General features: G+C 70.6%; 20 protein-coding genes. 7 read left to right on the top strand and 13 right to left on the bottom strand.

Going from position 1 to position 23,673, the window contains the following annotated elements; all coding sequences use genetic code 11:
• The first annotated feature begins 4 nt into the window (after window positions 1–4).
• Window positions 5–1,444 carry an aldehyde dehydrogenase family protein gene (locus tag F4561_RS18730; RefSeq protein ID WP_184580698.1) on the top strand — a complete coding sequence of 480 codons (1,440 nt, stop codon included), beginning with the start codon at window positions 5–7 and terminating at the stop codon, window positions 1,442–1,444.
• Window positions 1,445–1,508: 64 nt separating this feature from the next.
• Here the strand turns inward: F4561_RS18730 and F4561_RS18725 are convergent, their stop codons facing one another.
• The 3 genes from F4561_RS18725 to F4561_RS18715 all read right to left on the bottom strand — a co-directional run bounded on the left by F4561_RS18725 (window position 1,509) and on the right by F4561_RS18715 (window position 4,544).
• A complete protein-coding gene (locus F4561_RS18725) occupies window positions 1,509–1,994 on the bottom strand; it encodes an anthrone oxygenase family protein (protein ID WP_184580697.1) in 486 nt (161 codons plus the stop codon).
• 268 nt (window positions 1,995–2,262) lie between these two features.
• Entirely contained in the window at window positions 2,263–3,213 is a 951-nt protein-coding gene (locus F4561_RS18720) for a LysR substrate-binding domain-containing protein (RefSeq protein ID WP_184580696.1), read from the bottom strand.
• Window positions 3,214–3,251: 38 nt separating this feature from the next.
• Window positions 3,252–4,544, bottom strand: coding sequence for an MFS transporter (locus tag F4561_RS18715; protein ID WP_184580695.1), 1,293 nt, complete (start codon window positions 4,542–4,544; stop codon window positions 3,252–3,254).
• Window positions 4,545–4,708: 164 nt separating this feature from the next.
• Here F4561_RS18715 and F4561_RS18710 point away from each other — a divergent pair, with 164 nt between their 5' ends.
• Window positions 4,709–5,179, top strand: a complete 471-nt coding sequence (locus tag F4561_RS18710) for a DUF3237 domain-containing protein (RefSeq protein ID WP_221445540.1) — start codon at window positions 4,709–4,711, stop codon at window positions 5,177–5,179.
• Between the two features lie 89 nt (window positions 5,180–5,268).
• On the opposite strand, the gene F4561_RS18705 is transcribed toward F4561_RS18710, so the two are convergent.
• Window positions 5,269–6,525: an MFS transporter gene (locus F4561_RS18705; protein ID WP_184580694.1), complete on the bottom strand. Its 1,257-nt coding sequence runs from the start codon at window positions 6,523–6,525 to the stop codon at window positions 5,269–5,271.
• A 377-nt stretch (window positions 6,526–6,902) separates the two neighbouring features.
• On the opposite strand from F4561_RS18705, the gene purU reads away from it, so the two are divergent.
• Window positions 6,903–7,838, top strand: a complete 936-nt coding sequence (gene purU, locus F4561_RS18700) for a formyltetrahydrofolate deformylase (RefSeq protein ID WP_184580693.1) — start codon at window positions 6,903–6,905, stop codon at window positions 7,836–7,838.
• A gap of 1,116 nt (window positions 7,839–8,954) precedes the next feature.
• Complete coding sequence (locus F4561_RS18695; protein WP_184580692.1) at window positions 8,955–9,791, top strand: nitroreductase/quinone reductase family protein; 837 nt, start codon at window positions 8,955–8,957, stop codon at window positions 9,789–9,791.
• Between the two features lie 73 nt (window positions 9,792–9,864).
• Here F4561_RS18695 and F4561_RS33350 read toward each other — a convergent pair whose 3' ends face one another.
• Window positions 9,865–9,990, bottom strand: a complete 126-nt coding sequence (locus tag F4561_RS33350) for a hypothetical protein (RefSeq protein ID WP_281384101.1) — start codon at window positions 9,988–9,990, stop codon at window positions 9,865–9,867.
• Between the two features lie 120 nt (window positions 9,991–10,110).
• Between F4561_RS33350 and F4561_RS18690 the strand changes: the two genes are divergently transcribed.
• Together F4561_RS18690 and F4561_RS18685 are read left to right on the top strand one after the other, a co-directional pair.
• Window positions 10,111–10,665 carry a zinc-binding dehydrogenase gene (locus F4561_RS18690; RefSeq protein WP_221445539.1) on the top strand — a complete coding sequence of 185 codons (555 nt, stop codon included), beginning with the start codon at window positions 10,111–10,113 and terminating at the stop codon, window positions 10,663–10,665.
• Between the two features lie 142 nt (window positions 10,666–10,807).
• Window positions 10,808–11,500: an aspartate/glutamate racemase family protein gene (locus F4561_RS18685; RefSeq protein WP_184580691.1), complete on the top strand. Its 693-nt coding sequence runs from the start codon at window positions 10,808–10,810 to the stop codon at window positions 11,498–11,500.
• Between the two features lie 198 nt (window positions 11,501–11,698).
• On the opposite strand, the gene F4561_RS18680 is transcribed toward F4561_RS18685, so the two are convergent.
• On the bottom strand, window positions 11,699–12,358 hold the full coding sequence (locus F4561_RS18680; RefSeq protein ID WP_184580690.1) for a PadR family transcriptional regulator: 660 nt from the start codon (window positions 12,356–12,358) through the stop codon (window positions 11,699–11,701).
• A gap of 275 nt (window positions 12,359–12,633) precedes the next feature.
• Between F4561_RS18680 and F4561_RS18675 the strand changes: the two genes are divergently transcribed.
• Complete coding sequence (locus F4561_RS18675; protein WP_184580689.1) at window positions 12,634–12,906, top strand: ribosomal L7/L12 family protein; 273 nt, start codon at window positions 12,634–12,636, stop codon at window positions 12,904–12,906.
• A 119-nt stretch (window positions 12,907–13,025) separates the two neighbouring features.
• Here the strand turns inward: F4561_RS18675 and F4561_RS18670 are convergent, their stop codons facing one another.
• The 7 genes from F4561_RS18670 to F4561_RS18640 form a co-directional block, all read right to left on the bottom strand.
• The gene (locus tag F4561_RS18670) at window positions 13,026–16,142 is read right to left on the bottom strand and encodes an NACHT domain-containing protein (protein WP_184580688.1); all 3,117 of its coding nucleotides are present in this window, start codon (window positions 16,140–16,142) and stop codon (window positions 13,026–13,028) included.
• A 427-nt stretch (window positions 16,143–16,569) separates the two neighbouring features.
• Window positions 16,570–17,205: a tripartite tricarboxylate transporter TctB family protein gene (locus tag F4561_RS18665; protein ID WP_184580687.1), complete on the bottom strand. Its 636-nt coding sequence runs from the start codon at window positions 17,203–17,205 to the stop codon at window positions 16,570–16,572.
• The gene (locus tag F4561_RS18660; RefSeq protein WP_184580686.1) at window positions 17,195–18,766 is read right to left on the bottom strand and encodes a tripartite tricarboxylate transporter permease; all 1,572 of its coding nucleotides are present in this window, start codon (window positions 18,764–18,766) and stop codon (window positions 17,195–17,197) included. Before F4561_RS18660 ends, F4561_RS18665 begins: the two co-directional genes overlap by 11 nt.
• 127 nt (window positions 18,767–18,893) lie before the next feature.
• Window positions 18,894–19,883, bottom strand: a complete 990-nt coding sequence (locus F4561_RS18655; protein WP_184580685.1) for a Bug family tripartite tricarboxylate transporter substrate binding protein — start codon at window positions 19,881–19,883, stop codon at window positions 18,894–18,896.
• Window positions 19,884–20,132: 249 nt separating this feature from the next.
• Entirely contained in the window at window positions 20,133–21,299 is a 1,167-nt protein-coding gene (locus tag F4561_RS18650) for an enolase C-terminal domain-like protein (protein ID WP_184580684.1), read from the bottom strand.
• A 60-nt stretch (window positions 21,300–21,359) separates the two neighbouring features.
• Window positions 21,360–22,436, bottom strand: coding sequence for a tartrate dehydrogenase (locus tag F4561_RS18645; RefSeq protein ID WP_184580683.1), 1,077 nt, complete (start codon window positions 22,434–22,436; stop codon window positions 21,360–21,362).
• Window positions 22,437–22,496: 60 nt separating this feature from the next.
• Window positions 22,497–23,576 (bottom strand): tartrate dehydrogenase, encoded by a 1,080-nt coding sequence (locus F4561_RS18640; protein WP_184580682.1) that lies wholly within the window; start codon window positions 23,574–23,576, stop codon window positions 22,497–22,499.
• Window positions 23,577–23,673 lie beyond the last annotated feature (97 nt).

Here is a 23,673-nt window from a genome sequence, read left to right as displayed (position 1 = left end):
ACCCATGCGAACCGAGATGCTGATCGACGGGGAGTGGAACGCGGGCTCCGGCCAGACGTTCGCCACCCTGAATCCCGCGACGGGGGAGACCATCGCCGAGGTGGCTCAGGGCGGTGCCGTAGAGATCGATGCCGCGGTCGAGGCGGCGAGCCGGGCGCTGCACTCCCCCCAATGGGCCGGAATGCTGCCGGCGGTGCGGGCCAAGCTGCTGCTGCGCCTGGCCGACCTGATCGAGGAGAACGCCGCGGAGCTGGCCGAGCTGGAGACCACTGACCAGGGCCAGCCCTTGGGTATCAGCGGTGGGGTAGCCGTGCCCAACGCGGTGGAGCACCTGCGCTACTTCGCCGGCTGGGCCACGAAGATCACCGGGATCACCGCTCCACTGTCCGTGCCCGACGTGGACTACCGCACCCGCCGAGAGCCCGTCGGGGTGTGCGGGCTGATCACCCCGTGGAACTTCCCGCTGATGATCATGGTGTGGAAGCTCGCGCCGGCACTGGCCACCGGCAACACCGTCGTCGTGAAACCCGCCGAGCAGACCCCGCTGAGCTCGCTGCGGCTGGCCGAGCTCGCCCAGGAGGCCGGCATCCCCGACGGCGTGGTCAACGTCGTCACCGGCGGCCCCGAGGCCGGCCAGGCGCTGGTGCGCCACCCCAAGGTCGCCAAGATCTCGTTCACCGGCTCCACCTCCGTGGGACGCGAGATCGCCGCCGAGGCGGGCCGCGCGCTGAAGCGGGTGTCGCTGGAGCTGGGCGGCAAGGCGCCCAGTGTCATCGCCGCGGACGCCGACATCGACTCCGCGGTCCAGGGCAACATCATGGGCGGGCTGCTCAACTCCGGGCAGGTGTGCGCCGCCTACACCCGGTTCTACGTCGACTCCGCCCGCCACGACGAGTTCGCCGAGAAGCTCGCCGCCGCCGCGTCCGCCATGCGGCTGGGGCCCGGCGCGGACGAGGGGACCCAGATGGGGCCGCTGGTCTCCGCGGAGCACCTCGCCGAGGTGGACCGCTACGTCGGTGCCGGCAGGGAGGAGGGCGCCGACCTGCTCACCGGCGGCGAGCGCGCGGGTGGTGACCTGGCCGGCGGCTACTTCTACCGGCCCACGGTGTTCTCCGGTGTCACCGACGACATGACGATCGCCCGCGAGGAGATCTTCGGCCCGGTGCTCTCGGTGCTCTCCTACGACGATCCGGAGGAACTGGCCGAGCGCGCCAACGACACCGAGTACGGGCTGGCAGCGGTGGTCTGGTCGCGCGACATCTCCACCGCGAACCGGCTCGCACGCCGGATCAGGGCCGGCAGCGTCTACATCAACATGCCGCCGATGCTCGACGCCGCCGCTCCGTGGGGCGGGATGAAGGCGTCCGGGCTCGGCCGGGAGATGAGCTGGGCGGCGATCGAGGCGTTCACCGAGGTCAAGAGCATCTGGACGAGCCTGGCGTGACACGGCGGTGCCCGCCTCCGGCGCGGGGCGGGCACCGGTCTCGCGATCCGGCTCCCCGGCGTGCTCAGACGCACAGTGCCACGACGAGGCACCCGAACGAGGCCGTGGAGGCCACGGCGCGAACATGGTTCCACCGCACCCACCTGCCGTGGAACCGGTCGCGCGCCGATCCGGGATCATCCAGGGCATCGGCCGGACCTGTTCCATCGAGCCGTTCGTTGAGGGGCACGTTCACCGCGGCCGTGACGGCGACCATCACCGCATAGAGAACGAAAGCCGCCGCGATCCACGGAAGAGCCGCCTGGCCCTCCTGGGCAAGGCGCAGCCCGCCGGCGGCCAGGATCAGCACGGGAGCGCCGAGGAAGGTGGCGAAGAACCACGGGTTCAGAATCGCGGTGTTGATCCGCTGCATCGCCGCCACCTCGGTGCGGGCGTCCGCGCGCCCGAGTCCCGGCATCACCGACACGGAGTAGGCGTAGAACAGGCCGGCCTGGTGTCCGGTGGCCAGGGTGGCGAGGCCGAGGACGGCACTGCTCAGCGCGTCAGACATGGGACTCCTTGGCGACGTGGGCACGGACGTGGACACGGGTGTGCGGCCGGCCGCTGGTGTGGCGGGCTCCGCTACCGCGCACCGACGTGGTGGACAGTCAACCGCCCGGGATGGGGTGCCGCCATGGGTGGGGCGCGCGAAGGCATACGCGGGAGTCTCACCTCCGCCCGGGAAGGGGCATGGCAGCCCTCTCCCGGTTCCACCACCGTCCGGGGAGGGCTGCCGCGCGCGGTCGCGGCCCCGCGAACGCCGACCGGGCCGGGCGGGTTCAGTCCGCCCGAGGCTCGTCGGGTTGCGGCGCGGGCGGGTACAGCGGCTCGGGCGCGTAGGAGTCGACGTGCTCCCGGGCGAGCTCGACGAACCTCCGGGCCTTGCTCGACAGCCGGCGCCCGGCCGGCCACACGACGGAGACACGCTCCAGGTGGGGACGCGGCTCCAGGGCCCGAGCGGCGATGGGCAGGCCCTCGTAGCTCTGGTGGATGCGCGGCCGCTGGATGAACAGCGAGTAGCCCAGTCCTTGCGCCACCAGGGAGCGCACCAGTTCGAAGTGCGGCGTACGGAGCCGCACGTTCGGGGAGAGCCCGTGGGCCCGGAAGTAGCTCAGCACGTCCTCGGCGCTGGGCGGCACCTCCAGCAGGATCATGGGTTCGGGTTCCAGGGCCGCGGTGGGCACGGTGCCGCCGGCCGCCAGGGGGTGCTCCGCCGGCAGGATGACGTGCATCGCCGTGTCGTAGAGCCGGACGGTCTCGAACGCCTGGTCCAGGTGCATGTTGTACATGACGGCGAGCTCGATGGCGCCGGAGCGCAGCTGCTGCAGCAGGGTCTCCTGGTCCGCCGAGACGGGGTCCACGGTGACGTCCGGGTGCAACCCCTCGAACAGCTTGAACATGGTCGGCAGGACCGTCGGGGCCAGCGACGGAAAGCAGCCGACCGAGATGGCGCCGGACAGCTTGCGCCCGTCAGCGGCCGCCTCCAGGTCGTCGGCTTCCCGCAGCAGCGAGATCGCCCGTTCGAACACGTGCTCGCCGGCGGGGGTCAGGGCGATTCCCGAGGACCGGTGGCGGCTGCAGAGCTGGGTACGCAGCGCGCGTTCCAGCTCGTCCAGGGCCGCCGCCATGGCGGAGCGGGAGACGTGCTCCCGCTCCGCCGCGGCGCTGATGCTTCCTGTTGAGGCGATCGAACGGAAGTAACTCAACTGGCGCAGGGTGAAATTGTTCATCGGCCCGCCTTTGTGGTGCACTGCCGGGCCGTCCGAGCTCACTTCAGCTCCCGGCCCCGGGTCTCCGGCATGAACAGCAGAACAACGGTGGAGATGACGCACAGCAGGACGATGTACGCCACGAACAACAAATGTACGCCGAGGCTGGCCAGCCAGGTGTTCAGGTAGGGGGCGGTCCCTCCGAGCACCGCCGCCGAGGTGGCGTAGGCGATGCCGATGATGGTGGCGCGCTGCCGGGTCGGGACGAGCTCGGCGAAGACCGACCCCAGGGGCGCGCAGTTGGCGGCGAGCAGGATGGATGCCAGGGCCATCGTGGCGAACAACGAGACCGGGTTCCCGCTGAGCACCGTTTCCAGCGGGAACGCGGCCGCCGCGAACCCGACACTGAAGACCAGCAGCACCGGCCGGCGTCCCCACCGGTCGGAGGCGGCGCCCATCAACGGGATCGCGACCAGGAACACCGCCTGCCCGAGCACGCCGACAACCAGGGCGGTGGTCTCATCCATGCCGTGTGCCGTGGTGGCGTAACCGGGGGCGAAGATGAACCACGTGTAGAAGGCCACGACACCGCTGATCGTCAACCCGACGATTCGCAGGGCGGCCGCCCGTTCGCGCCACAGCTCGGCGAACGCCTGGCCGAGCGTGACCCGCGGCGTGCCCTCTGCGGCGGCCTTCTCCGCCGCGTCCTGGTAGACCCGGGACTCCTCCATCGTCAGGCGGATGTAGACGGCGTAGAGGCCGAGGAGCGCGCCGATCGCGAACGGGATCCGCCACCCGTAGGCGGCCATGGCCTCGTCGCTGAGGACACCCGTGAGGAATGCGCCCAGGGCCGTGGCGAGAATCGAGCCGATGCCGACGCCGAGCCACGGGCTGGACGCCCACAGACCGCGCCGTTCCGCGGGCGCGACCTCGGCCAGGTAGGTGAACGCCGATCCGGTCTCGCCGCCGTGCGAGAGCCCTTGGAGCAGCCGGGCGGCCAGCAGGATGACCGAGGCGAACACGCCGACCGTGCCGAACGTGGGCGCGACGGCGATGACCAGGCTCCCCAGTGCCGCCAGCGTAATGGCGAGAGTGAGGCTGAACCGGCGGCCCTTCTCGTCGGCGATCCGGCCGAAGAGCCAGCCGCCGACCGGCCGCATCAGGAACCCGGCGGCGAAGACGGCGAGCGTGGAGAGGAGCGCCGATATCGGGTCCTCATTTCGGAAGAAATGTGCCGCGAAGAAAGGAGCGAATACCGCGTATATGTTCCAGTCGAACCACTCGAGAGTGTTTCCTATATTGACGGCCACAAGATCCTTGCGGCGTTTGCGCGTTGTGGCCGTGAGGCTCATATCCCCTCCGTGGTCAACTGTGTCCGGGCAGGTCACCTGGTATTCGTCGGTGATTGCGCCGATTATTCAATCGGGTGTCCGGGGCGTCAACACTATTAATTCGCCGTTGCATGTCGGGAAATTAGTCATCGACCCTTTGGTGTGCTGCTGCTAATTTCTGGTCCATGATGCCGACACCGCTTGTGCCGAAGCTGACGTTCCTCGCGACCATCGCCGTTCAGGTCGGCACGCCGGTCGAGGTGGGCCCCGCTCTCGACGGACACCGGCGCATCATCCCGATCGTCGGAGGCAGCGTCACCGGTCCCGAGCTGCGCGGACGGGTGCTGGCGGGCGGCGCGGACTTCCAGGTGCTGCGCACCGACACGCTGACGGAGCTCAAGGCCGAGTACGCAATCGAGACCGAGGACGGCGAACGGATCCACGTGTGGAACTTCGGTCTGCGCTCCGGCGCGCCGGAGGACATCGCGAAGCTGGTGCGGGGCGAGCCGGCCGACCCGGACCGGATCTACTTCCGCTGCTCCCCGCGCCTGGAGCCGGCGGGGGAGCGGTGGTCCTGGCTGCGCTCCCGGATCATCCTCGGCACCGGCGAACGCCACCCCGGCGAGGTCCGGCTGCACCTGTTCGTCGTCGAGTAACCGCCGGTCATCGCCGACCTGGCCAGGAGCGGCCGGGCGGCACCGGGCCGGGGCCAGCGGCTCGCGCGGGGAGCCGGCGCGCCCGCCGGTCAGGGCCGGACGGCGGGCACCCGGCTCGACCGGGAGGCGGAGGCGACCGCCGGGATGACGGCCAGGGCGATGACGCCGCCGGCCAGGGAAAGCACGGCGAAACTGCCGGCCGACACGATCATGCCCGAGGCCATGCCGCCGCCCGCGCCGGCGAAGGCGATGGCGACGTCGACCCTGCCCTGGGTCCGGGCGCGGGTGGCCAGAGGGGTGGCGTCGGTGACGATCGCGGTGCCGCTGAGCAGCCCGAGGTTCCAGCCCAGCCCCAGCAGGCCCAGCGCGATCGCCAGCAGCGCCACCGAGTGCACCGGGGCGAACGCGGCCAGCATCCCGGACGCCAACAGGACCGCGCCCGAGGCCACGGCCACCGGCAGCCGCCCAAACCGGTCCACAAGTACGCCGGTCACGGGCGACGGCAGATACATCGCGCCGACATGGACCGCGATGACCAACCCGGCCGCGCCCACCCCGTGCCCGTGGTCCCGCATGTGCACGGGCGTCATGGTCATGATCGCGACCATGACGAGCTGGGTCAGGACCATGACCGCGGCACCCAGTGCGACCGACCCCCCGCGGCCGGTGGGCGCGTCGCTCGCCTCGGTGGCACTCGCCGAGGTGGCGGCGGGCGCCGTATCGGCCAGGGCCCGGGCGGTGAGGAGGGGATCGGGGCGCAGTAGCAGCCACAGCACCAACCCGGCCGCCCCGTAGGCGAGCGCCGCCAGCATGAACGGGCCGGCCAAGCGGGGGACGCTCCAGACCTCGGCAAGGTCACCGGTCAGCGTGACCAGGTTGGGGCCGATGACCGCGCCAAGGGTGGTGGCCACCAGGACCGTACTCAGGGCGCGGCCGCGCCCCTGCGGCCCGGCCAGGTCCGCGCCGGCGTAGCGGGCCTGCAGGTTGGTCGCGGTGCCGGCGCCGTAGGCGAACAGCGACACGAACAGCAGCACCACATTGTCGGCGACGGCGGCGGCGACCACGCCGAGGCTGCCGGCCGCGCCCGCCCAGTAGCCCACGGCCAGCCCGGCGCGGCGCCCGTGGCGTTGCGATATCCGCCCGACCATGACGGCCGTGGCGGCCGAACCCAGGGTGAACAGGGCGATCGGAACGCCGGAGAGGCTCGTGCCGCCCAGCATCCGCTCGGCGAGCAGGGCGCCCACGGTGATGCCGGCGGCCAGCCCGGCCCCACTGAGGACCTGGGCGGCGACAAGAACGGTGAGGACCCGTCGCTGTGCGGGGTGCGGCGTGGCGGTGCTGCTCACAGCGGCCCTTCCCGTACGGAGATGGGTGGCGGGGCGGGGTGGTTATGCTGGGACGACGGCTGTTCGCAACGTCGGGACTTCCTCGTGCGGTGGTCTATCAGCATACGGTTGGCGGTTCCGGAGCGTCCGGCCGGGCGCACGCTGGGGCGCCCGGGTGCCGCCGCGCGGTGGCTTCCGCCGGCCACGTACGCTCGCGCACGATGGCGGCGTGCATCGGCGTGGCCCTGCGGCAGCGCGGGACCGAACCAACGCTGGGGCCGCCATGGTCTTCCGCGGGGCTGGCGGGAACCACGGGGTGCCACCGAGGGAACGCCGTCCGAGAACCGGGCCGGTACCACAGGCCGCGCGGTTTGCGCGCGGGCGTAGGAGGAATCGCGATGACCCCGTCCACGACCACCGCACCCGCCGTTCCGGCGTCGAGCGCTCGGGCCGCGAGCGGCTCCCAGGAGCAGGGGAGCGACGTGGGGCGCCTGCTGATCCAGTGCGCGGACCAGCCGGGGCTGGTGGCGGCCGTGTCGGACTTCCTTTACCGGCAGAACGCGAACATCACCCACCTGGACCAGCACTCGACCGACCCGCAGGATGGCGTGTTCTTCCAGCGGACCGTGTTCCATCTCGACGGTCTCGCGGCACGGTGGGAGGACCTCGAAGCCGCGTTCGCCTCCGAGGTGGCGGCCCGGTTCCCCGACATGCGGTGGCGGTTCTCGGCCACCGCCAAGCGCCGGCGGGTCGCCATCATGGTGTCGAAGCTGGACCACTGCCTGCTCGACCTGATCTGGCGCAGCCGGCGCGACGAACTGCCGATCGACATCGTGATGGTGATCGGGAACCACCCGGACCTCGCGGACACGGTCCGCCCGTTCGGTGTGCCGTTCGTGCACGTCCCGGTGACGAAGGAGACCAAGGCGGAGGCCGAGGCCAGGCACCTGGAGCTGCTGCGCGGCAATGTCGACCTGGTCGTGCTGGCGCGGTACATGCAGATCGTCTCGGGTGACTTCCTCGAACGCGTGGGGGTGCCGACGATCAACATCCACCACTCCTTCCTCCCCGCGTTCATCGGCGCCGGTCCCTACGAGAAGGCCCGGAGCCGCGGAGTGAAGCTGGTCGGGGCGACCGCGCACTACGTGACCGAGGACCTCGACGAGGGGCCTATCATCGAGCAGGACGTGGTGCGGGTCTCGCACCAGGACAGCGTCGAGGATCTCGCCCGCCGGGGCGCCGACGTGGAGCGGACGGTGCTGTCGCGGGCGGTGCGGTGGCACTGCGAGGACCGGGTGGCCAGGCACGGCAACACGACCGTCGTCTTCTCCTAACCCGGTTGCGCCCAGCGCGGGCCCGACTTCTTGTTGATCTTGCGGAAAGCGTTCCTTCCCGAGCGCGTGGAGTTTCGGTGTTGTGGGGTGGGAAGGCGCCCGGTTTGGTGCCCATCGCCGCGGTGGGCACGTGGTGCGGCCTCCGACGAGGGCGGCGAGGACGGTGGATGGGCCGGCCCTCGATGGCCGCAACGGGTGCCCGAGGGTGGCGCGCCCGACGACCGGGGGCCTGGCCCGCGGCCGGGGCCCATCGGTCGTGGCCGCGGCAGCAGACTTCGGGCGAAACACGGCACACCGGTCAGGTGTGGATGCGGGGTCCGCACCGAGGGTGACCGTGCGGACATATTCAGCGCCGAGAATGTCCCCACGGTCACCCTCGGCGAGCGCCCCGCCGCCGGGCGGGAGCACCGGCGCCCGCAAAGGGGCGACTCCCACCGGGCCGGCGGGCCTTCGCCGCCCTCGTCGGGGCGCCACCACCGGGCACCAGAAGCGACCACCGCGGGCCGGCCCATCTGGCGCCATCGCCGCCCCGTCGCGCGCGCACCCACCGCCACCGCACTGATCACCACTCACCCCAACCATCCGGCTCCTCGCCGCCGTTGCCGAGCCTCGCACATGCGGTTGGCACACCCACGAAACCCCACCGCGCCGCGAAGGAACGGAACCCTCAAGATCGCCGATGAGGGTGCAGGGGCGTGCGGAAACCGGCCCCTCACCGCGCGGCTGCGTCGCGTTGCCCCGAGGCCGACATGGCATTACGATCGGTTGCGTGACTGCCGGGTCGGCCATTGGCCAAAAGCGAGTTAGGTTCCCGGCCTCTGCGTGAGCGCCGGGTGGGCCCGAGGCCCTCCTTTTTTCTTGCCCCGCGTGTTCGGGGCGGTTCTTCGTCGTATGTGGCGGCGCCTTTCCCTCGATCGAGCGCGCCATTCATGGATCCAGCCGGTCGCTGACGTAGCGGTCCTTCCGGTCGGCTGGCGCCTTTTCCCGTTTTTCCCGTACCGCGGTCGGCGGTGTGCCCCGCGGTGATTTCGTGCTGCCCGAAGAACGGTATTCCGTCGTGCGCGCGAACTGAGAACCAGACCATTCATGCCGCAGTGCAAGAGTGAAAGAGAGAGTATGCCCAACGATTTCAACCAGAAGATCATCGAGGAGTTCCGCGCCAATCGCGGACGGGTCGGCGGACCGTTCGAAGGGGCCCGGCTGATCCTGCTGACCACGACCGGCGCGCGGTCGGGCGCGCCGCACACGGCTCCGGTCGGCTACCTCCCCGACGAGGGGGACCGGATCCTGGTCATCGCGTCGGCCGGTGGCGCGCCGACGCATCCGGACTGGTACCACAACCTGGTGGCCGACCCCCGCGCCACGGTCGAGGACGGGGTCTTCAGCTACGAGGCGCGGGCCACCATCCTCACCGGGGCCGAACGGGACCGGCTCTTCGCGCGCGCGGCCGAGGCCGATCCCGGATGGGCGGAGTACCAGGCCGCAACGTCACGCGTCATCCCCGTGGTGGCACTTGAGGAAGCCGAGGCCGGCCCGCCCGGTGGGTCGTCGTTCGGCGAGGGCCTGCGGATGATCCACGACGCGTTCCGACGGGAGCTGGAGCTGGTCCGGGCGGAGGTCGCCAGGTCCGGCCCCGGCCTGGGCGCCCAACTCCGGGTGAACTGCCTGAGCTTCTGCGGAGGTCTGCGGTACCACCACACGATGGAGGACACAGCGGTGTTCCCGACGCTGGGCGAGCGCCACCCCGAGCTCGGCCCGACACTGGAGCGGCTGGACCGGGAGCACCAGAGCATCGCGGCCATCCTTGAGGCGCTCCAGGAGGTCATCTCCACCGAGGGCGCGGACCCGCGGGGGGTGCTCACCGAGGTCGACCGGCTCGCCGCCGAGCTGGAGGGCCACCTGGACTACGAGGAGGAGCAACTGATCCCCGCCCTCGACGGGCTGCCCGCCTAGTGCTGTGTCCATGAACGTCGGCCGGTGTCCGGCGTGACAGGCGTTTCCGCGCTGCGCAGCGCGGAAACGCCTGTCACGACCTGTTGGCGGCTGAACGCTCGCGAGCGGACACGTTCGGGACGCCGTCCGCGGTGACGGCGAGCAGGTCCGTCGCGCTGGCCGACAGCACCTGGGCGAAATCGGCTCGCTCGTCGGCCATCCACCGTTCGGCCCAGCGTCCTACACCGGACCGACCGCTGGCGCGTCCGAGCAGGCGCTCCTCAGCGCCTGGTTCCCGCGCCCGCCGGGGCTCGCCCCGGTCGACGCCGCCGCGTTGCCGATGGCGGTCGAGACGGCTTACCGAGGTCTGGAGGAGCTCGGTGTCCCCGCCGGCACAACCGTGCTCGTGCACGGCGCCGGTTCCACCGTCGGGTATGCCGCGATGCAGCTCGCGGTTCAGCGCGGGGCACAGGTCATTGCCACCGCCGGCGAGACGTACTCCGGAGCCCTGCGCGCCGTCGGCGCCGACGTCACCGGTTACGGCGACGGCATGGTCGAGCGAGTGAGGGCACTCGCGGGCGGACCGGTCGACCTCGCCCTCGACGCGGCACCGGTCAGCAACGCGCTGCCGGGCCTCGTACGTACGGTCAAGGCACCAGAACACGTGTTGACCCTCAGCGACTTCGCCGCGGCCGACGAACTCGGCGTGCGTGCCAGCGTCGGCACCGACACCAACCTGCGGCACGACGTACTCGGCGGGTACGCGCAACTGGCGTCGGAGGGCCGCTTCTCGGTACCAGTGGCCCGCACGTTCCCGCTGGAGGACTGGCGCACCGCCGCGGAGCTGAGCCAGTCGGGGCAGGCACGCGGCAAGCTTGTCCTGCGGATCGGCTAGTGCTGTGTCCCGCTCGCGCCCGCGTGCGGGCCTCACGCGCTATCCTCCGTTGTCTGCCGCTGCCCGCCCACGAGAGCAGGACCACCGGCGGCCTGACGAACCCCGCACGAGCCCAGACGCCTAGGACCGGAGACGACGCGCCATGAGGGTAATCGGCATGCTCGGCGGCATGAGCTGGGAGTCGACCAGCTACTACTACCAGGAATTGAACCGCGCTGTACGGGACCGTCTCGGCGGACTGCACTCGGCGCACTGCGTCGTCTACTCGGTGGACTTCGACGCGGTCGAACGTATGCAGGCGGCCGGGGACTGGGAGCGCGCCGGGAACTATCTCGCCGAGTGCGCCCAACGGCTCGAGGCGGCCGGCGCGGAGTGCGTGGTGCTGTGCACCAACACGATGCACCGGGTGTTCGGGGAGGTCCAACGCGCTATCAGCGTTCCCATGCTGCACATCGCCGACAGCACCGCTGACGCGCTCGAATCCGCGGGGGTGCGGAAGGTGGCGCTGCTGGGAACCCGCTACACCATGGAGCAGGCGTTCTACCGGGAACGCCTGGAGGGACGCGGGCTGACCGTGGTGGTACCCAGCGCGGCCGACCGGGACCTTGTGCACCGGACCATCTTCGACGAGCTCTGCCTCGGGAAGACGGTGGACTCCTCGCGCGCGGAGTTCGAGCGGATCGTCGCGGACCTGGGACGGAGCGACGACGTCGAGGGGGTGATTCTCGGCTGTACCGAGATCGGTCTTCTGCTCGGGCAGGAGAACAGCCCGCTGCCCGTCTTCGACACCACGCTGCTGCACGTCGAAGCGGCGCTGGACTGGTCGCTCCGCTAAGAGGGCTCGTAGCAGAACTCCGCACGCCCGGCGGACGCCGCGGGGGTTCCGTGCCGGGCGTGGGCCCCGATGAGCCCGCTCCCGCCGGGCACGCGCATCCGCGCGTGCCCGGTACCCGGTTCCGGCCCAAGTGCCGACGTTGGGGGGAACGGCCCTTCGCTGCGAGGCGCGGGGCCGTTCCCCCCCCAACCAGGGAAATCAGGTGGTGCCCTCCGGTTCGTCCTCCGCGAGGACGCGGTACAGCGACCTCCGCGTGTCCGTCAGGACGCGGCGTGCCTCGGTGACCTGGGTCGTGGAGCCCGCGCGTGCCACCTGGACGGCGGCCATGGCGACCTCCCTGGCCAGTTCGTGCAGTTCCGCCGTCTGTTCCCCGACTCCTTCGGCCATCGCCTCCCACGGCGCGGACTGCCCGGCGGCGTGGGTGTCGGAGTGGGTCCGGCCCTCCTCGGTCAGCTCGAAGAGGCGGCGCGTGCCTTCATGCACCGCCCGGACGAGCCCTTCGTCCTCCAGTTGCTGCAGTGCCGGGTAGACCGAGCCGGCGCTGGGGCGCCACACCCCGCCACTGCGCTCCTCGATCTCCTGGATGATCTGGTAGCCGTTCCGCGGGCCCTCGGCCAGCAGGGCGAGGATCGAGGCGCGGACGTCGCCGCGCCGGACCTTGGGGCCCGGGGGGAACCCGAACCCGCCGCCCCGCGGACCCCAGGGGCCGGGCGGGCCGCCCCAGCCGCGGCCCCTGCCCCGGCCGCCGCCGCCGCGTTCGGCGGCCATCCTCAGCCGCTGGAGGAAGGCCCGTCCGCGGCCGAAGTGCTCCTCGGGGCAGCCGAACGGCGGCCACGCACCCGCGTACGCGTCACTCATGGGAAGTCAACTCCTTCCATATCGCCTTCCGTTAGTCCGACGATATATCGAGATACTTCGCTTAGCAAGAGTCGCGACCCTACGGTTCGGTCTGCCGGGCTGAAGCGTGGTGGCTGGGGCAATAGCCCTCGAAGTGCCGGGCGGGTAGGCTGTGCGCCGCTGTCGGAGCCTCGAACCCGCGGGGCTCACTCCGTGCTGGTGGTGGTGAGCGTGTTCGGCGGTCCCTCGAAGCGTTCGGACCGGGTGGCCTCCTGAGCGAGGAGGCGGCGGCCGAGGTGCGGGAGTTGCTCAACCAGGGCAAGCAGGTCATGGCGGTCAAGGCGTTGCGGAAGCACACCGGACTGGGCCTGAAAGAAGCGAAGGACGTCACCGATGCCGTGCGCGCCGGACACCCCGTCCCGATCATGCCGTCGACGAGCATGTCCCTGGCCGACCGGGCCCGAGAGCTTCGGCGCCAGGACCGCATCGCTGACGCCATCCAGCACGTGGCCACCGAGACCGGGATGACGGAGACCGAGGCGGCCCGCTTCCTCGACAGCCTGGACTGAGGCCCGCACCTGGCTTGACGCTGGCCAGCGGCGCCGAACCTTGCCAGCGCGGCCGATTAATGACCGGTAGCGGCCGGTCTCAGCGGCCGCGACTTCGGCGGAGTTCGGAAGGCGGCGGATCAGTCCACAGCGAGCATGATGGTCTCCGTGGCCCGCGCCTCGCCGCTGAGGCGGCGCCGCAGCAGGGTGACGCCGGCCGCGGTGGTGCGGAAGTTGTGGCCGAGACGGGGGGCGCCCAACCGGTCCGCTTCGGCCGCCAAGGCCAGCGCGAGCAGCCGGATGGTGGTCGCGGTCGTGGGGGTCAGCTTCTCCTGCCGGCTGAAGACGGGAACGGCGAGCGCGTCCAGCCGCCGCGCGGCCGCGTGTGCCCAGGCGTGTGGAACGGACCGGTCCTGTGCCGTGGTGAGCGCCGCCGACAGGTCACCGCACGTCTCTGAGGTGGTCTTCGCGAGGGCCTCCGGGGCGGGGTGGTAGAGCCCGCTACCGACCTTCACCCGCATGACCAGGTTCTGGGCCAGATCCTCGACGAACTGGGGAGCGCCGGCCCACTGGGTGGCGGCGGTCAGCGTCGTGGTGAGCGCGTCGGAGAACGCCCGCCCCATGATCGGGTCGAACGGCGGCCCCTGGGGCGCGAGATCGGGGTCGACGATCTGGCTGCTGTCGAGGGTCTGTATGTCAGCGAACGCGGTGGCCAGCTCGCGGGAGCTCCGCAGGACGAGCTTGTGGGTGCGGTCGGGGGAGCTCTCGTACTGCCCGTAGCCGGCGCGGGTGTGGTCGAGCTGGCGCGCGAGTTGGTGGGCCCGCTCAACCGCGTCGGTGTGCGCGCTCACCCGTTCGTCCCCGTCCACCAGGGAACGGACGATGCCGAGGCAGCGCGTTAGGTCGTGGGCGAGCACGCGGGGGAGGTCGACGCCGATTCGTTGCGCGGGGTCGCGCCCGAGAGCGTGGAACAGGAAGTTGATCCGGTCGGGACCGAGTCCGCAGTCGGGGGAGACGGTACAGCCGAGCGCGTCGAGGAAGCGTACCGACCGGATCAGCAGAAGTTGCATGACCAGGGGTTGCGAGTGGTGCACATCCTCCTTGGCCTGCTGCGTGAGTGTCGTGTCGTTGACGGTCCGGCCGAGGAACCCCTTGGGAGCCCACAGTTTGGGGCTCGGCTCCGAGCGCGTCCAGAGTGAGGAGGCCGAGTACGGGTGCCCGCGCATGATGGAGTACTCGGCCAGTTCCTCCCGCGTGGGCAGCCGGAAGGTGCTCTTGTCGTTCCCGAAGGTGATCTCGTCCCCCAGGACCTCGTTGATCCACTGTACGAAGGCGGTGGCGTCGGCCGCCCGGACCCCGACCACGACGGCGCTGTCGGGAGTGTCGTCGGTGAACTCGGCGGTGTCCGGGGTGTGCTCTCCTTCCTTGGCCCGCCGGGCGAGGAAGAGCCGGTACAGCCCGACCGTGATCGGCCGGGCGCAGAGCCGTCCGCCGCTGTTGGGCAGCTCCACGTCCTCGCGCAGGAAGCGGAGGGCCCATGCCCTCGCCAGTCGCCGGCGTTCGGGATCCGAGTCGCTGTCGAACGCGTCCTGGAGCATCCGGTCCATCTGGTCGCGCAACTCCGGCGCCAGCTCACGGGCCTGGTCCACGCAGTCGAGGGCGAGGGCCAGAGCGTTGACGGTCCCCACGTCGAGACACGCCTGCACGATGGGGGTCGCGTCGTCGCGGGCCGCGTAGAGGAACAGGGTTTCGCGCCACCAGTCATCCCGGACCATCTGGACCAGCTTCTTCCCCTCAGGAAGCCCCGCCTCCTTCATGTGCTCGGAGGCCAGGTATTCCTGGAACGTGTGGTGCGCGAACGAGTACCACAGACCATCGCGCTCGATGACCAGGCCGGAGACCACGGCGTCGGTGATGAACTCGTGCGGGCTCACACGCTGCGAAACCCGGGCGAGCCTGGGCGCGACCATGTCGAGGATCTCGCTTCGTTTCAGATCGTGGGTCTGGTCGCGCATCATCGCGAAGGCGAGTTCGCGCAGCACGACCTCGCGCTGCTCCCCGGACAACCGGATCGAGGACCTCCGCCGCGACATGCGCCACAGCATGCCCTCGACCGCCTCGCGGTAGAGCTGGGCCCGGTTGTCGGGTAGTGCCCCGCGCTCGCGGTGCACGTTCGCGGTCATCGTGAGCATCAGGGGGTTCACGGTCAGCTTGAGCAGCTCGGGGTTCTCCGCGAGGCGGCCGAGGAGGTCGTTGGCGCCCTCTTGGGCCAGCGAGTGGGCTCCGCCATAGCTCTCGTTGGTGCCCCGTTCGATGGCCAGGTACCAGTCGTGGATGAAGTGGTGGACCTGCTCCGGGGTGAGGCGTTGCGTCTCCAGCACCGTGGCGGGCTCGATCCTCGTCTCCCAGTACCGGTGCGCGCGGGAGGTGACCACGAAGTGGTTCTCCGGGTAGCGCGCGATCTGGGCGTGTACCCAGTCGGCCACCCGTTGGCGGTCCTCGTCCCGGGGGACCTCGTCCAGGCCGTCGAGCAGCACCACGCACTCGCCCCTGTCCAACCGGCGCTCGAACCAGCCGGGCGGGTCGACCAGTCCGCTGCGCTTGAGCGAGGCGCGCAGCACGTCGGGCAGCCCGGTCTCGGGTGCCCCGGTGATGGTCCGGACGTGGTCGCGGATGGCGAGGAGGATGGGAACGTTGCGCCGGTCGTTGCCCGCCTTGCAGGTGTCGTGTACGGCACGGCGCAGCAGTGTGGTCTTCCCGCTTCCCGGCGCGCCCAGCACGGCCAGCGTTTCCGGATGCGGGCTGCGCAGGTAGTCGCCCAGCTTGCTGCGTTCCCGCGGTGGCTTGGCCTCCTCGAACGCGGCGGCTACGTCCGTCCTCACCTCCCCGGGGCTGCGCTTTACCAGGTCCACGTCGATGAACACGTCGTCGAGTGCGGGGCTGAAGAAGGCCGAGGTCTGCATCCCGCTCTGGTCGACGTGCTTGGAGCTGCGCCGGAGGTAGTCCCGGTATCGTCGGCCGAAGCCCGGTACCAGCCCCTGGACGCGGTGGTAGATCCACTTCGCCGCCTGCTGCTGCCAGATCCCCACAGCGCCCCCGACCGGCGTGAGGGTCACGACCAGTGCCTCGTAGGCCACCAGGACACCCAGCGCGATCCATGGCTGGTCGCGTACCAGTTCGGACAGGGTGTACCCGGCAATTCCCGGCATGAGGATGCCAAAGAAGATCAGTCCGATGGTCGACCTGAGGTTACCCATGTCTGCTTTTTCCCTATTTCGGGCGTTCCGGAGTGGAGTGCGTACGGCTATTCTCCGGAATTATTGCCGTAATGCCGCCCGCGTGTGGGGAATATCGGCGGAACGAGGCTTCGATTTTCGCTGGGTTGTTCCCAGGCGTAACAGAATTCACGGAAGTGCAATTTACGGTAACCGCGTATCGGTGCGTCGCCACCGATTCCGGTACTCCAATATTCCGTATTCGGGAACGACCGGATCGCAGTTTTCGGTGGTCGACTCACCGCGGGCGCACGGCCCGGTAAGGCGCCGCCCGGTGCCGGCAGCCCGCCGACGCCCCGGGGGCGGGCGGGCGCGGGCCACTCGGTTCGCTAACGGCCGCGGTGGCGCTTCGCGCCCGTCGGAACGTCGGGAGGGGCCGTGCGTCCGGCCCTCTCCCGACGGTCGGGAATCAGATCCCGAGGACCTCCGACACCGGAATCGGGACGTACAGCACGCGGGTGAAGACGAAGAAGCACAGCAGCACGAACCCGACCGCGACCGCGACGTCGACCACGAGTCTCCGGGTTGTGGTGATTCCCCGGTTGACCAGCACCGCCGTGGCGACGAAGGCCACCACTCCGCTGAGTGTGAGCCCGAACAGCCCGAACGCCGCGCCCCAGCCCACCAGGAGCAGGATCGCGGCGGTCAGGATGCGCCAGTCCACCGTGGACGTACCGGTTGTTTCCGCGTCCGCGTCTTCGTCCGAAGTGTCCGCCCCGGAATCCGGGCTCCCGGAGCCGCCCGCGCGTGTAGTCGGGTCAGCGGTCTCCGGTGCCGCGGGCTCCCCAGCCCGGGACGTGGTTCCCCGCATGGCGGCGACACCGGCCAACTCCGGATCGGCGGTCGCGTCGGCGGACGCTTCCCCATTGGTGCCGCGTCCCCGCACAAGGGCGGCCGTGCCGATGACGAGGCCCAGAACGGCCAGCACGACCAGGACGAACCGGGGGAGCGCCCCGTCCACCGGCTCGGTGTACTCCTCCTGGGCGATCCAGAAGATCACCGCGAGCCCCAGCAGGAGCGCGGCGCACGCCAAGTCACGCTTCATCGTTCGCACCCGCCTTGGTCTCGGTGGTTTGCCCGGTCGCCGTGCCGCGGGACGCGGCGCGGTGTTCCCGCCAACGGGCCAGCAGGGGCCACGCCAGCGCCAGCAGCACGACGATGGCGATGACCGCGCTGATCGGCCGCGTGAAGAAGGACATCCAGGGGTACGCGTCGCCGCTGGCGGCGAGCAGTCCCTGGCCCAGCCCCGACTCGATGATCGGCCCGAGGACGACGCCGAGCACGATGGCCGGCGGCGGCAGGCCCAGGTGCCGCAGCCCGTAGCCGGCCACGCCCAGCCCCAGCATCAGCACGACGTCGAGCGGGTTGTTGCGGACCGCGTAGGAGCCGATGATCGTCAGCAGGGCGATGGCCGGCACCAGCAGGTGCGTTGGCGTGCGCACCACGGTGCGCTGCAGCCCGCGCCCCGCGACCAGCCCGACGGGCGCCAGTAGCAGCACCGCCACCGCGAGCGCGAGGATGAAGGTGAAGATCAGGGGGCCCTGTTCGGTGAAGAGCTCCGAACCCGGCCGCAGGCCGTGCAGCATCAGTACGCCGAAGATCACGGCGTCGGCCGGCGCGCCCGGAATGCCGAGGGTGAGCAGCGGGATGAGCCCGCCGCCCACGACCGCGTTGTTGGCCGTCTCGGGCGCGACGACCCCGTCGACCTCGCCCTTTCCGAACCGCTCCGGGGTCTTTGACGCGCGCTTGGCCTCGTTGTAGGCGACCAGGTTGGCGACGTTGCCGCCCGCCCCGGGGAGCATGCCCACGAAGGTGCCGATCACCGCGGACCGGCCGAGGTTGAGAGGGCGGGAGAGCACGTAGCGGATCGTCCGCGGCAGCAGGCCCGGCTCGCGTTGCGTCCGCTCCTTGTGCATGGCCGCCGAGCGGCCCGCCGGGTTGGTGATCAGGTCGAGCATCGCCGGGACGGTGAAGAACCCGATGAGGGCCACGATGAGCGGGACGCCGCCCTGCATCTCGGTGACGCCGAACGTGAACCGGACGTCGCCGCCGACGGGCGCGACGCCGATCGTGGAGATCAGCAGCCCGACAAAACCGGCGGCGAATCCCTTGAGTAGCGACTTCGCGGCCAGGCTGGCGATCATCGTGAGACCGAAGATGCCGAGCCAGAAGTACTCCTGGGGGCCGAACTCCAGTACCACGTCGGCGATCAGGGGGCCGAGGAACAGCAGTCCGACGACGCCGGTGAGTCCACCGACGACGGACGCCGTGGTGACGGCGATGATCGCGGTCTCGCTGCGCCCCTGCTTGGTCATGGGGTAGCCGTCGAAGGTCGTGGCGATCGACGACGGCGTGCCGGGCGCGTTGACGAGGATCGCGGTGAACGAGCCGCCGAAGATCGCGGCCGCGTAGAACGCCCCCATCAGCACCAGCCCGCTGGTGGGGTCGAGGGTGAACGTGACAGGGAGGAGGAGGGCCAAGCCGACAGTGGCGCTGAGCCCCGGCGTGGCGCCGACGGCCATGCCGCCGATCACCCCGACAACGCACAGCAACAGCATCTGGGGCGATACGACTTGCGCTAGAGCATCCTCGAAACCTGGGAACATCAGTTCTCCTGAGATGATGCCTGGACAATGGGGGAGGGCGCCGCGCCGGCGACGCGGCGGACGCGGTTGGCTGGCGGTGTGGTGGAACCGGCGGCACCGCCGCCGGCTCGGGGCGTGGAGCCCATCCCTAACCGCTCAGCATGTCGAACTGTTCGAGGAGCTTCTGGTCGGCTTCCTTGCGGCGCTCTATGAAGTCCGCGGATTCCGCCGGCCCCATGTCCTCCAGGTGGTATCCGAGTTCCTCGGACCGCTCGATGATTTCCGGGTCCTTGTTGACCTGCGCGAAAGCGTCGGCGAGCGTGTCGATGACGGCCTTCGGGGTGTCCGGCGGTACGGCGACACCGCGCCAGGCCCCCTCAACGGTGTCGAAGCCCGACTCCACCAGCGTGGGCACGTCCGGGAACTCCGCCAGGCGCTCCTCGGAGGCGACCGCCAGCACGCGCATGCCTTTGTCCTGCAGGTTCAGCGCCTCGGTGTTGTAGGTCATGAGCGCGTCGACCTGGCCGCCGAGCAGCGCCGGCGAGGCGGCCGCCGTGCCGCTGAAGGGGACGTAGGTCAGCTGCGCGTCCGCCTCGCGCGCCAGCGTCAGGGTGCCGGTGTGGTTGGCGGTGAAGGAACCGCTGCCGCCGAGGGTGAGCTCCTGGCTCTGGGCGGCCTCCAGGAAGTCCTCAAGTGTCTCGTGCCCGCCGTCGGCGGAGACGACGAGGGCGTTGGGCGTGCTCTGGAATATGTAGGCCCACTTGATGTCCTCTGTCTCGTAGCCGGCCTCGCCGCGGGCGAGCGGCTGCAGGACCACGTGCGGGATGTTGGCACCCATGATCGTGTATCCGTCGGGCCTGACCTGGTTGGCCAGCTCCGACCAGCCCACCGCCCCGCCGCCGCCCGGGCGGTTCGAGATCACGACCGAGGTCCCGAGGGCGTCCTCCAGCGGCTTCTGCTGCATCCGGGCGGTGGTGTCGGACTCCCCGCCGGGGTCGAACGGGAGGATGTACTGGACCGAGTGGGCGGGGTAGTCCGTCCCCTGGCTGCCGCCGGGAACCGCCCGAGTGGCGCAGCCCGTCAGCGATAATGCGGCCGCGCCGCAGGTGGTGAGAAAAGCCCTCCGGGATGTTCGCATGCTGCCTCCTCTTCGTGCCGCCTCTGCACGGGGAGTGGGAACGGGGGGTAGGGCCGCGCGGCGGTGACCACGCGGCCGCGGGTTCCGGGTCGAAACCCGGAAGAATACGGTAGACAGTATGATTTGGTAGTCGTTCCCCGGGACAGGGGCCGACAGTACGGCGGATGCGGCGGGTTCCACGAACACTGGGGGATCGCCCCGAACGCGGGGCCGGGCGCGTCCCGTGGTGCGGGGGCCCGGCTCTCCCGCCTACAGCCGGTCGTGCAGCAGGTCGCGCAGGGCCGGTTTGAGCTCCACGCCGAGGCCGGGTTCCTCCGGCAGCCCCACGTAGCCGCCGGTCACCGGCGTGGACTCGGCGAACCCGCCGAACGGCTCGAAGACCATGGGGTACGACTCGCAGCCGCCGAGCCCGAACGCCCCCGCCAGCGCGAGGTTGATCTGGTTCCCGCCGTGCGGGCAGAACCGCTCTGGTGACCAGCCGCCGGCCGCGAGCTCGCGCAGCATCCCGACGTACTCCGGGATCCCGTAGCTGAGCGAGGGGTCCATCTGCAGTACGTCGCGGTGCGGCCGAAGCCCGGCGTACCGGCGGAGATTGCGGACGTCGGGCACGGAGAACAGGTTCTCCCCGGTGGCGAGGGTGCCGTCGAACTCGTCGGCCACCACCGCGTGCGTCTGGTAGTCCAGCGGATCGCACGGCTCCTCGTACCAGAGGAGGTCGTAGTCACTGAGCGCCCAGGCGTAACGGAGCGCCTCCCCGACATCGAAGCGCCCGTTGGCGTCCACCGCCAGGCGGGAACCCGACGGGAGCACGCCCAGCACGGTCTCGATCCGCTCCAGGTCCTCCTTCAGGGAAGCGCCGCCGATCTTGATCTTGACGTCGCGGTACCCCGTGTCGAGGTAGCCGCGGATCTCGTCGCGCAGCCCCTGGAGGGGCTTCTCGGGGTGGTAGTAGCCGCCGGCGGCGTACACCCACACCGACGACGCCGGTTGCCCACCCCGGCCGTACCGTTCGTGGAGCAGCCGGTAGAGCGGCTTGCCCGCCGCCTTGGCGGCCAGGTCCCACATGGCCATGTCCAGCGTGCCCGCGGCCACCGCGCGATCACCGTGCCCGCCCGGCTTCTCGTTGGCCATGACGACCCGTTGCACCCTGACCGGGTCGATGATGCCGGTGGCCGGGTCCAGCAGCTGCTCCGGCGGGGCCTCCTCGACGCGCGGCAGGATACGCGTGGCGAGCAGGCCGGACTGCGCGTACCGGCCGTTGGAGTGGAAGCCGTAGCCGACCACGGGTTCGCCGTCCACGACCAGGTCGCTGTGCACGGCGACGATCGAGATCGTCATCCGGGAGAAGTCGATCACGGCGTTGCTGATCTTCGACGCGATCGGCGCTTCGCTGTGCGTGATCTTCGTTATCCGCATACTCGTGGTTCCTCGTCGTTTCGGGTGCGGTGCGCCGCGGGCGGCCGGCCGGTGCGGGGGTCACAGGTGCTCGATCAGAGCGCTGGTGACCTCCTTCGTGCTGGCCTGCCCGCCGACATCGGGAGTCAGGACGCCCGCTGCGGTGACGGCGGTGATCGCCCGGCGCAGCGAGTCCGCGGCGGCCGGCAGTCCCAGATGGTCCAGCAGCAGTGCGGCGCTGCCGAACGCGCCGATCGGGTTGGCGATCCCCTGGCCGGCGATGTCGGGCGCGGAGCCGTGTACCGGCTCGAACATGCTCGGGAACCGCCGCTCGACGTTGATGTTCGCGCTGGCCGCCACGCCGAGGCTGCCGACCAGCGCACTGCCGAGGTCGGAGAGGATGTCGGCGTGCAGGTTCGACGCCACGACGACCGACAGGCTCTCGGGGTGCAGCACGAAGCGCGCGGCCATGGCGTCCACCAGCACGAGTTCCGTCTCGACGTCCGGGTAGTCCGCGGCCACCCGCTGGAAGACCTCGTCCCACAGCACCATCCCGTACTGCTGGGCGTTGCTCTTCGTGACCCCGGTGACCTTGCGGTGGTCGCGCTCGCGTGCCATGTCGAACGCGAAGCGGATGATGCGTTCGCAGCCGGTCTCGGTGAACAGGGCCGACTGCACCGCGACCTCGTGCCCGGCCCCGCGCGCGCCCAGGTTCCGCCCGCCCAGGCCGGCGTACTCGCCCTCGCTGTTCTCCCGGATGACCACCCAGTCGAGGTCCGCGGTGTCCGCGCGCCGGAGCGGGCTCCGCACGCCGGGCAGGAACCGCACCGGCCGGATGTTGGCCCACTGGTCGAAGCCCTGGCACACCGCCAGCCGCAGCCCCCACAGGCTGACGTGGTCGGGGACACTCGGCCAGCCCACGGCGCCGAAGAAGATCGCGTCGAAGCCGTTGAGCTGGTCAAGCCCGTCCTCGGGCATCATGCGCCCGTGCTGTTCGTAGTAGTGGGACCCCCAGGGGAACTCCTCCCAGGACAGCTCGAACGGTTCGGCGGCGTTCCGGGCGATCTCGTTCAGGACGGTCCGCGTTGCCTCGACCACCTCGGCCCCCACTCCGTCGGCGGGGATGGCGGCGATCCGGAAGGTCGGGTGTGCGTTCAACGAAGTCTCCTCTGTACGGGGACGCGGCGGGTGCGCCGGCAGCGGGCGGTGCGCCGGGGACTACCGGCCGCCGCGCTCGCCGATGGCGTTGACGATGGCCGAGCCCAGTTCTCCGGTTGCGGCCCGACCGCCGAGGTCGGGAGTCAATGGCGCGCCGGCGGAGCCGAGGACCGTCTCGATGGCGCGCATGACGTGCGCGCCGGCCTCCTCCTCACCGAGGTGGTCGAGCAGCATCGCGGCGGACCAGATCTGGCCGATCGGGTTGGCGATCCCCTGGCCGGCGATGTCGGGCGCGGAGCCGTGCACCGGCTCGAACATCGAGGGGTGGACGCGTTCGGGGTTGATGTTCGCGGACGGCGCGACCCCGATCGTCCCGGTGACCCCGGGGCCGAGGTCGGAGAGGATGTCGCCGAACAGGTTGCTGCCGACCACGACGTCGAAGCGCTCCGGCTGCAGTACGAACTTGGCGCACAGGATGTCGATGTGCTCCTGGCTGGTCGCCACGTCCGGGTACTCCGCGGAGATCTCGGCGAACCGCTCGTCCCAGTAGGGCATCGAGTGGTAGATGCCGTTCGACTTGGTGGCCAGCGTCAGGTTCGGCCGGCCGAGCCCGCGGGAGAAGTCGAAGGCGTAGCGCAGAATGCGGTCCGTCGCCCGCCGGGTGAACGTGGCCACCTGCACGACCATCTCCTGGTCGGTTCCGGTGCCCTGGCGGCCGCCCACTTGGGAGTACTCGCCCTCGGTGTTCTCGCGGACCACCCAGAAGTCGACGTCCGCGCTCGCGCCGTCCCGCAGCGGCGGGGTGAGCCCGGGGAGCAGCCGGACCGGGCGCAGGCTCACGTACTGGTCGAACTCCCGGCGGATCGGGATGAGCAGCCCCCACAGCGAGATGTGGTCGGGGACCCCCGGGAAACCGACGGCGCCGAGCAGAATGGAGTCGTGGTCGCGAAGCCGGTCGATGCCGTCCTCGGGCATCATCCGGCCGGTCTTCCGGTAGGTCTCGCAACTCCAGTCGAAATGCCGGAATTTGAGGCCGAAACCGAACTCGGAGCTGACCCGGTCGAGAACACGCAGCGCTTCGGTCATCACTTCGGTGCCGATCCCGTCGCCGGGCACGACCGCGATCTCATAGCTGCGCACATGAACTCCAGACGTAGGCACGACTTTCTCGCAAGCCGCGATCGCGAAAAGGGGGATGGCGTCATCCAGTCAGGTGAATATCCAATTTCACGATCCG

Origin of the sequence: Lipingzhangella halophila (assembly GCF_014203805.1) — a bacterium.
In the GTDB taxonomy this organism is placed as follows: Bacteria; Actinomycetota; Actinomycetes; order Streptosporangiales; family Streptosporangiaceae; genus Lipingzhangella; species Lipingzhangella halophila.
The sequence above is the reverse complement of the archived record's forward strand: the minus strand, read 5'-3'. Positions and strand labels throughout refer to the sequence as shown.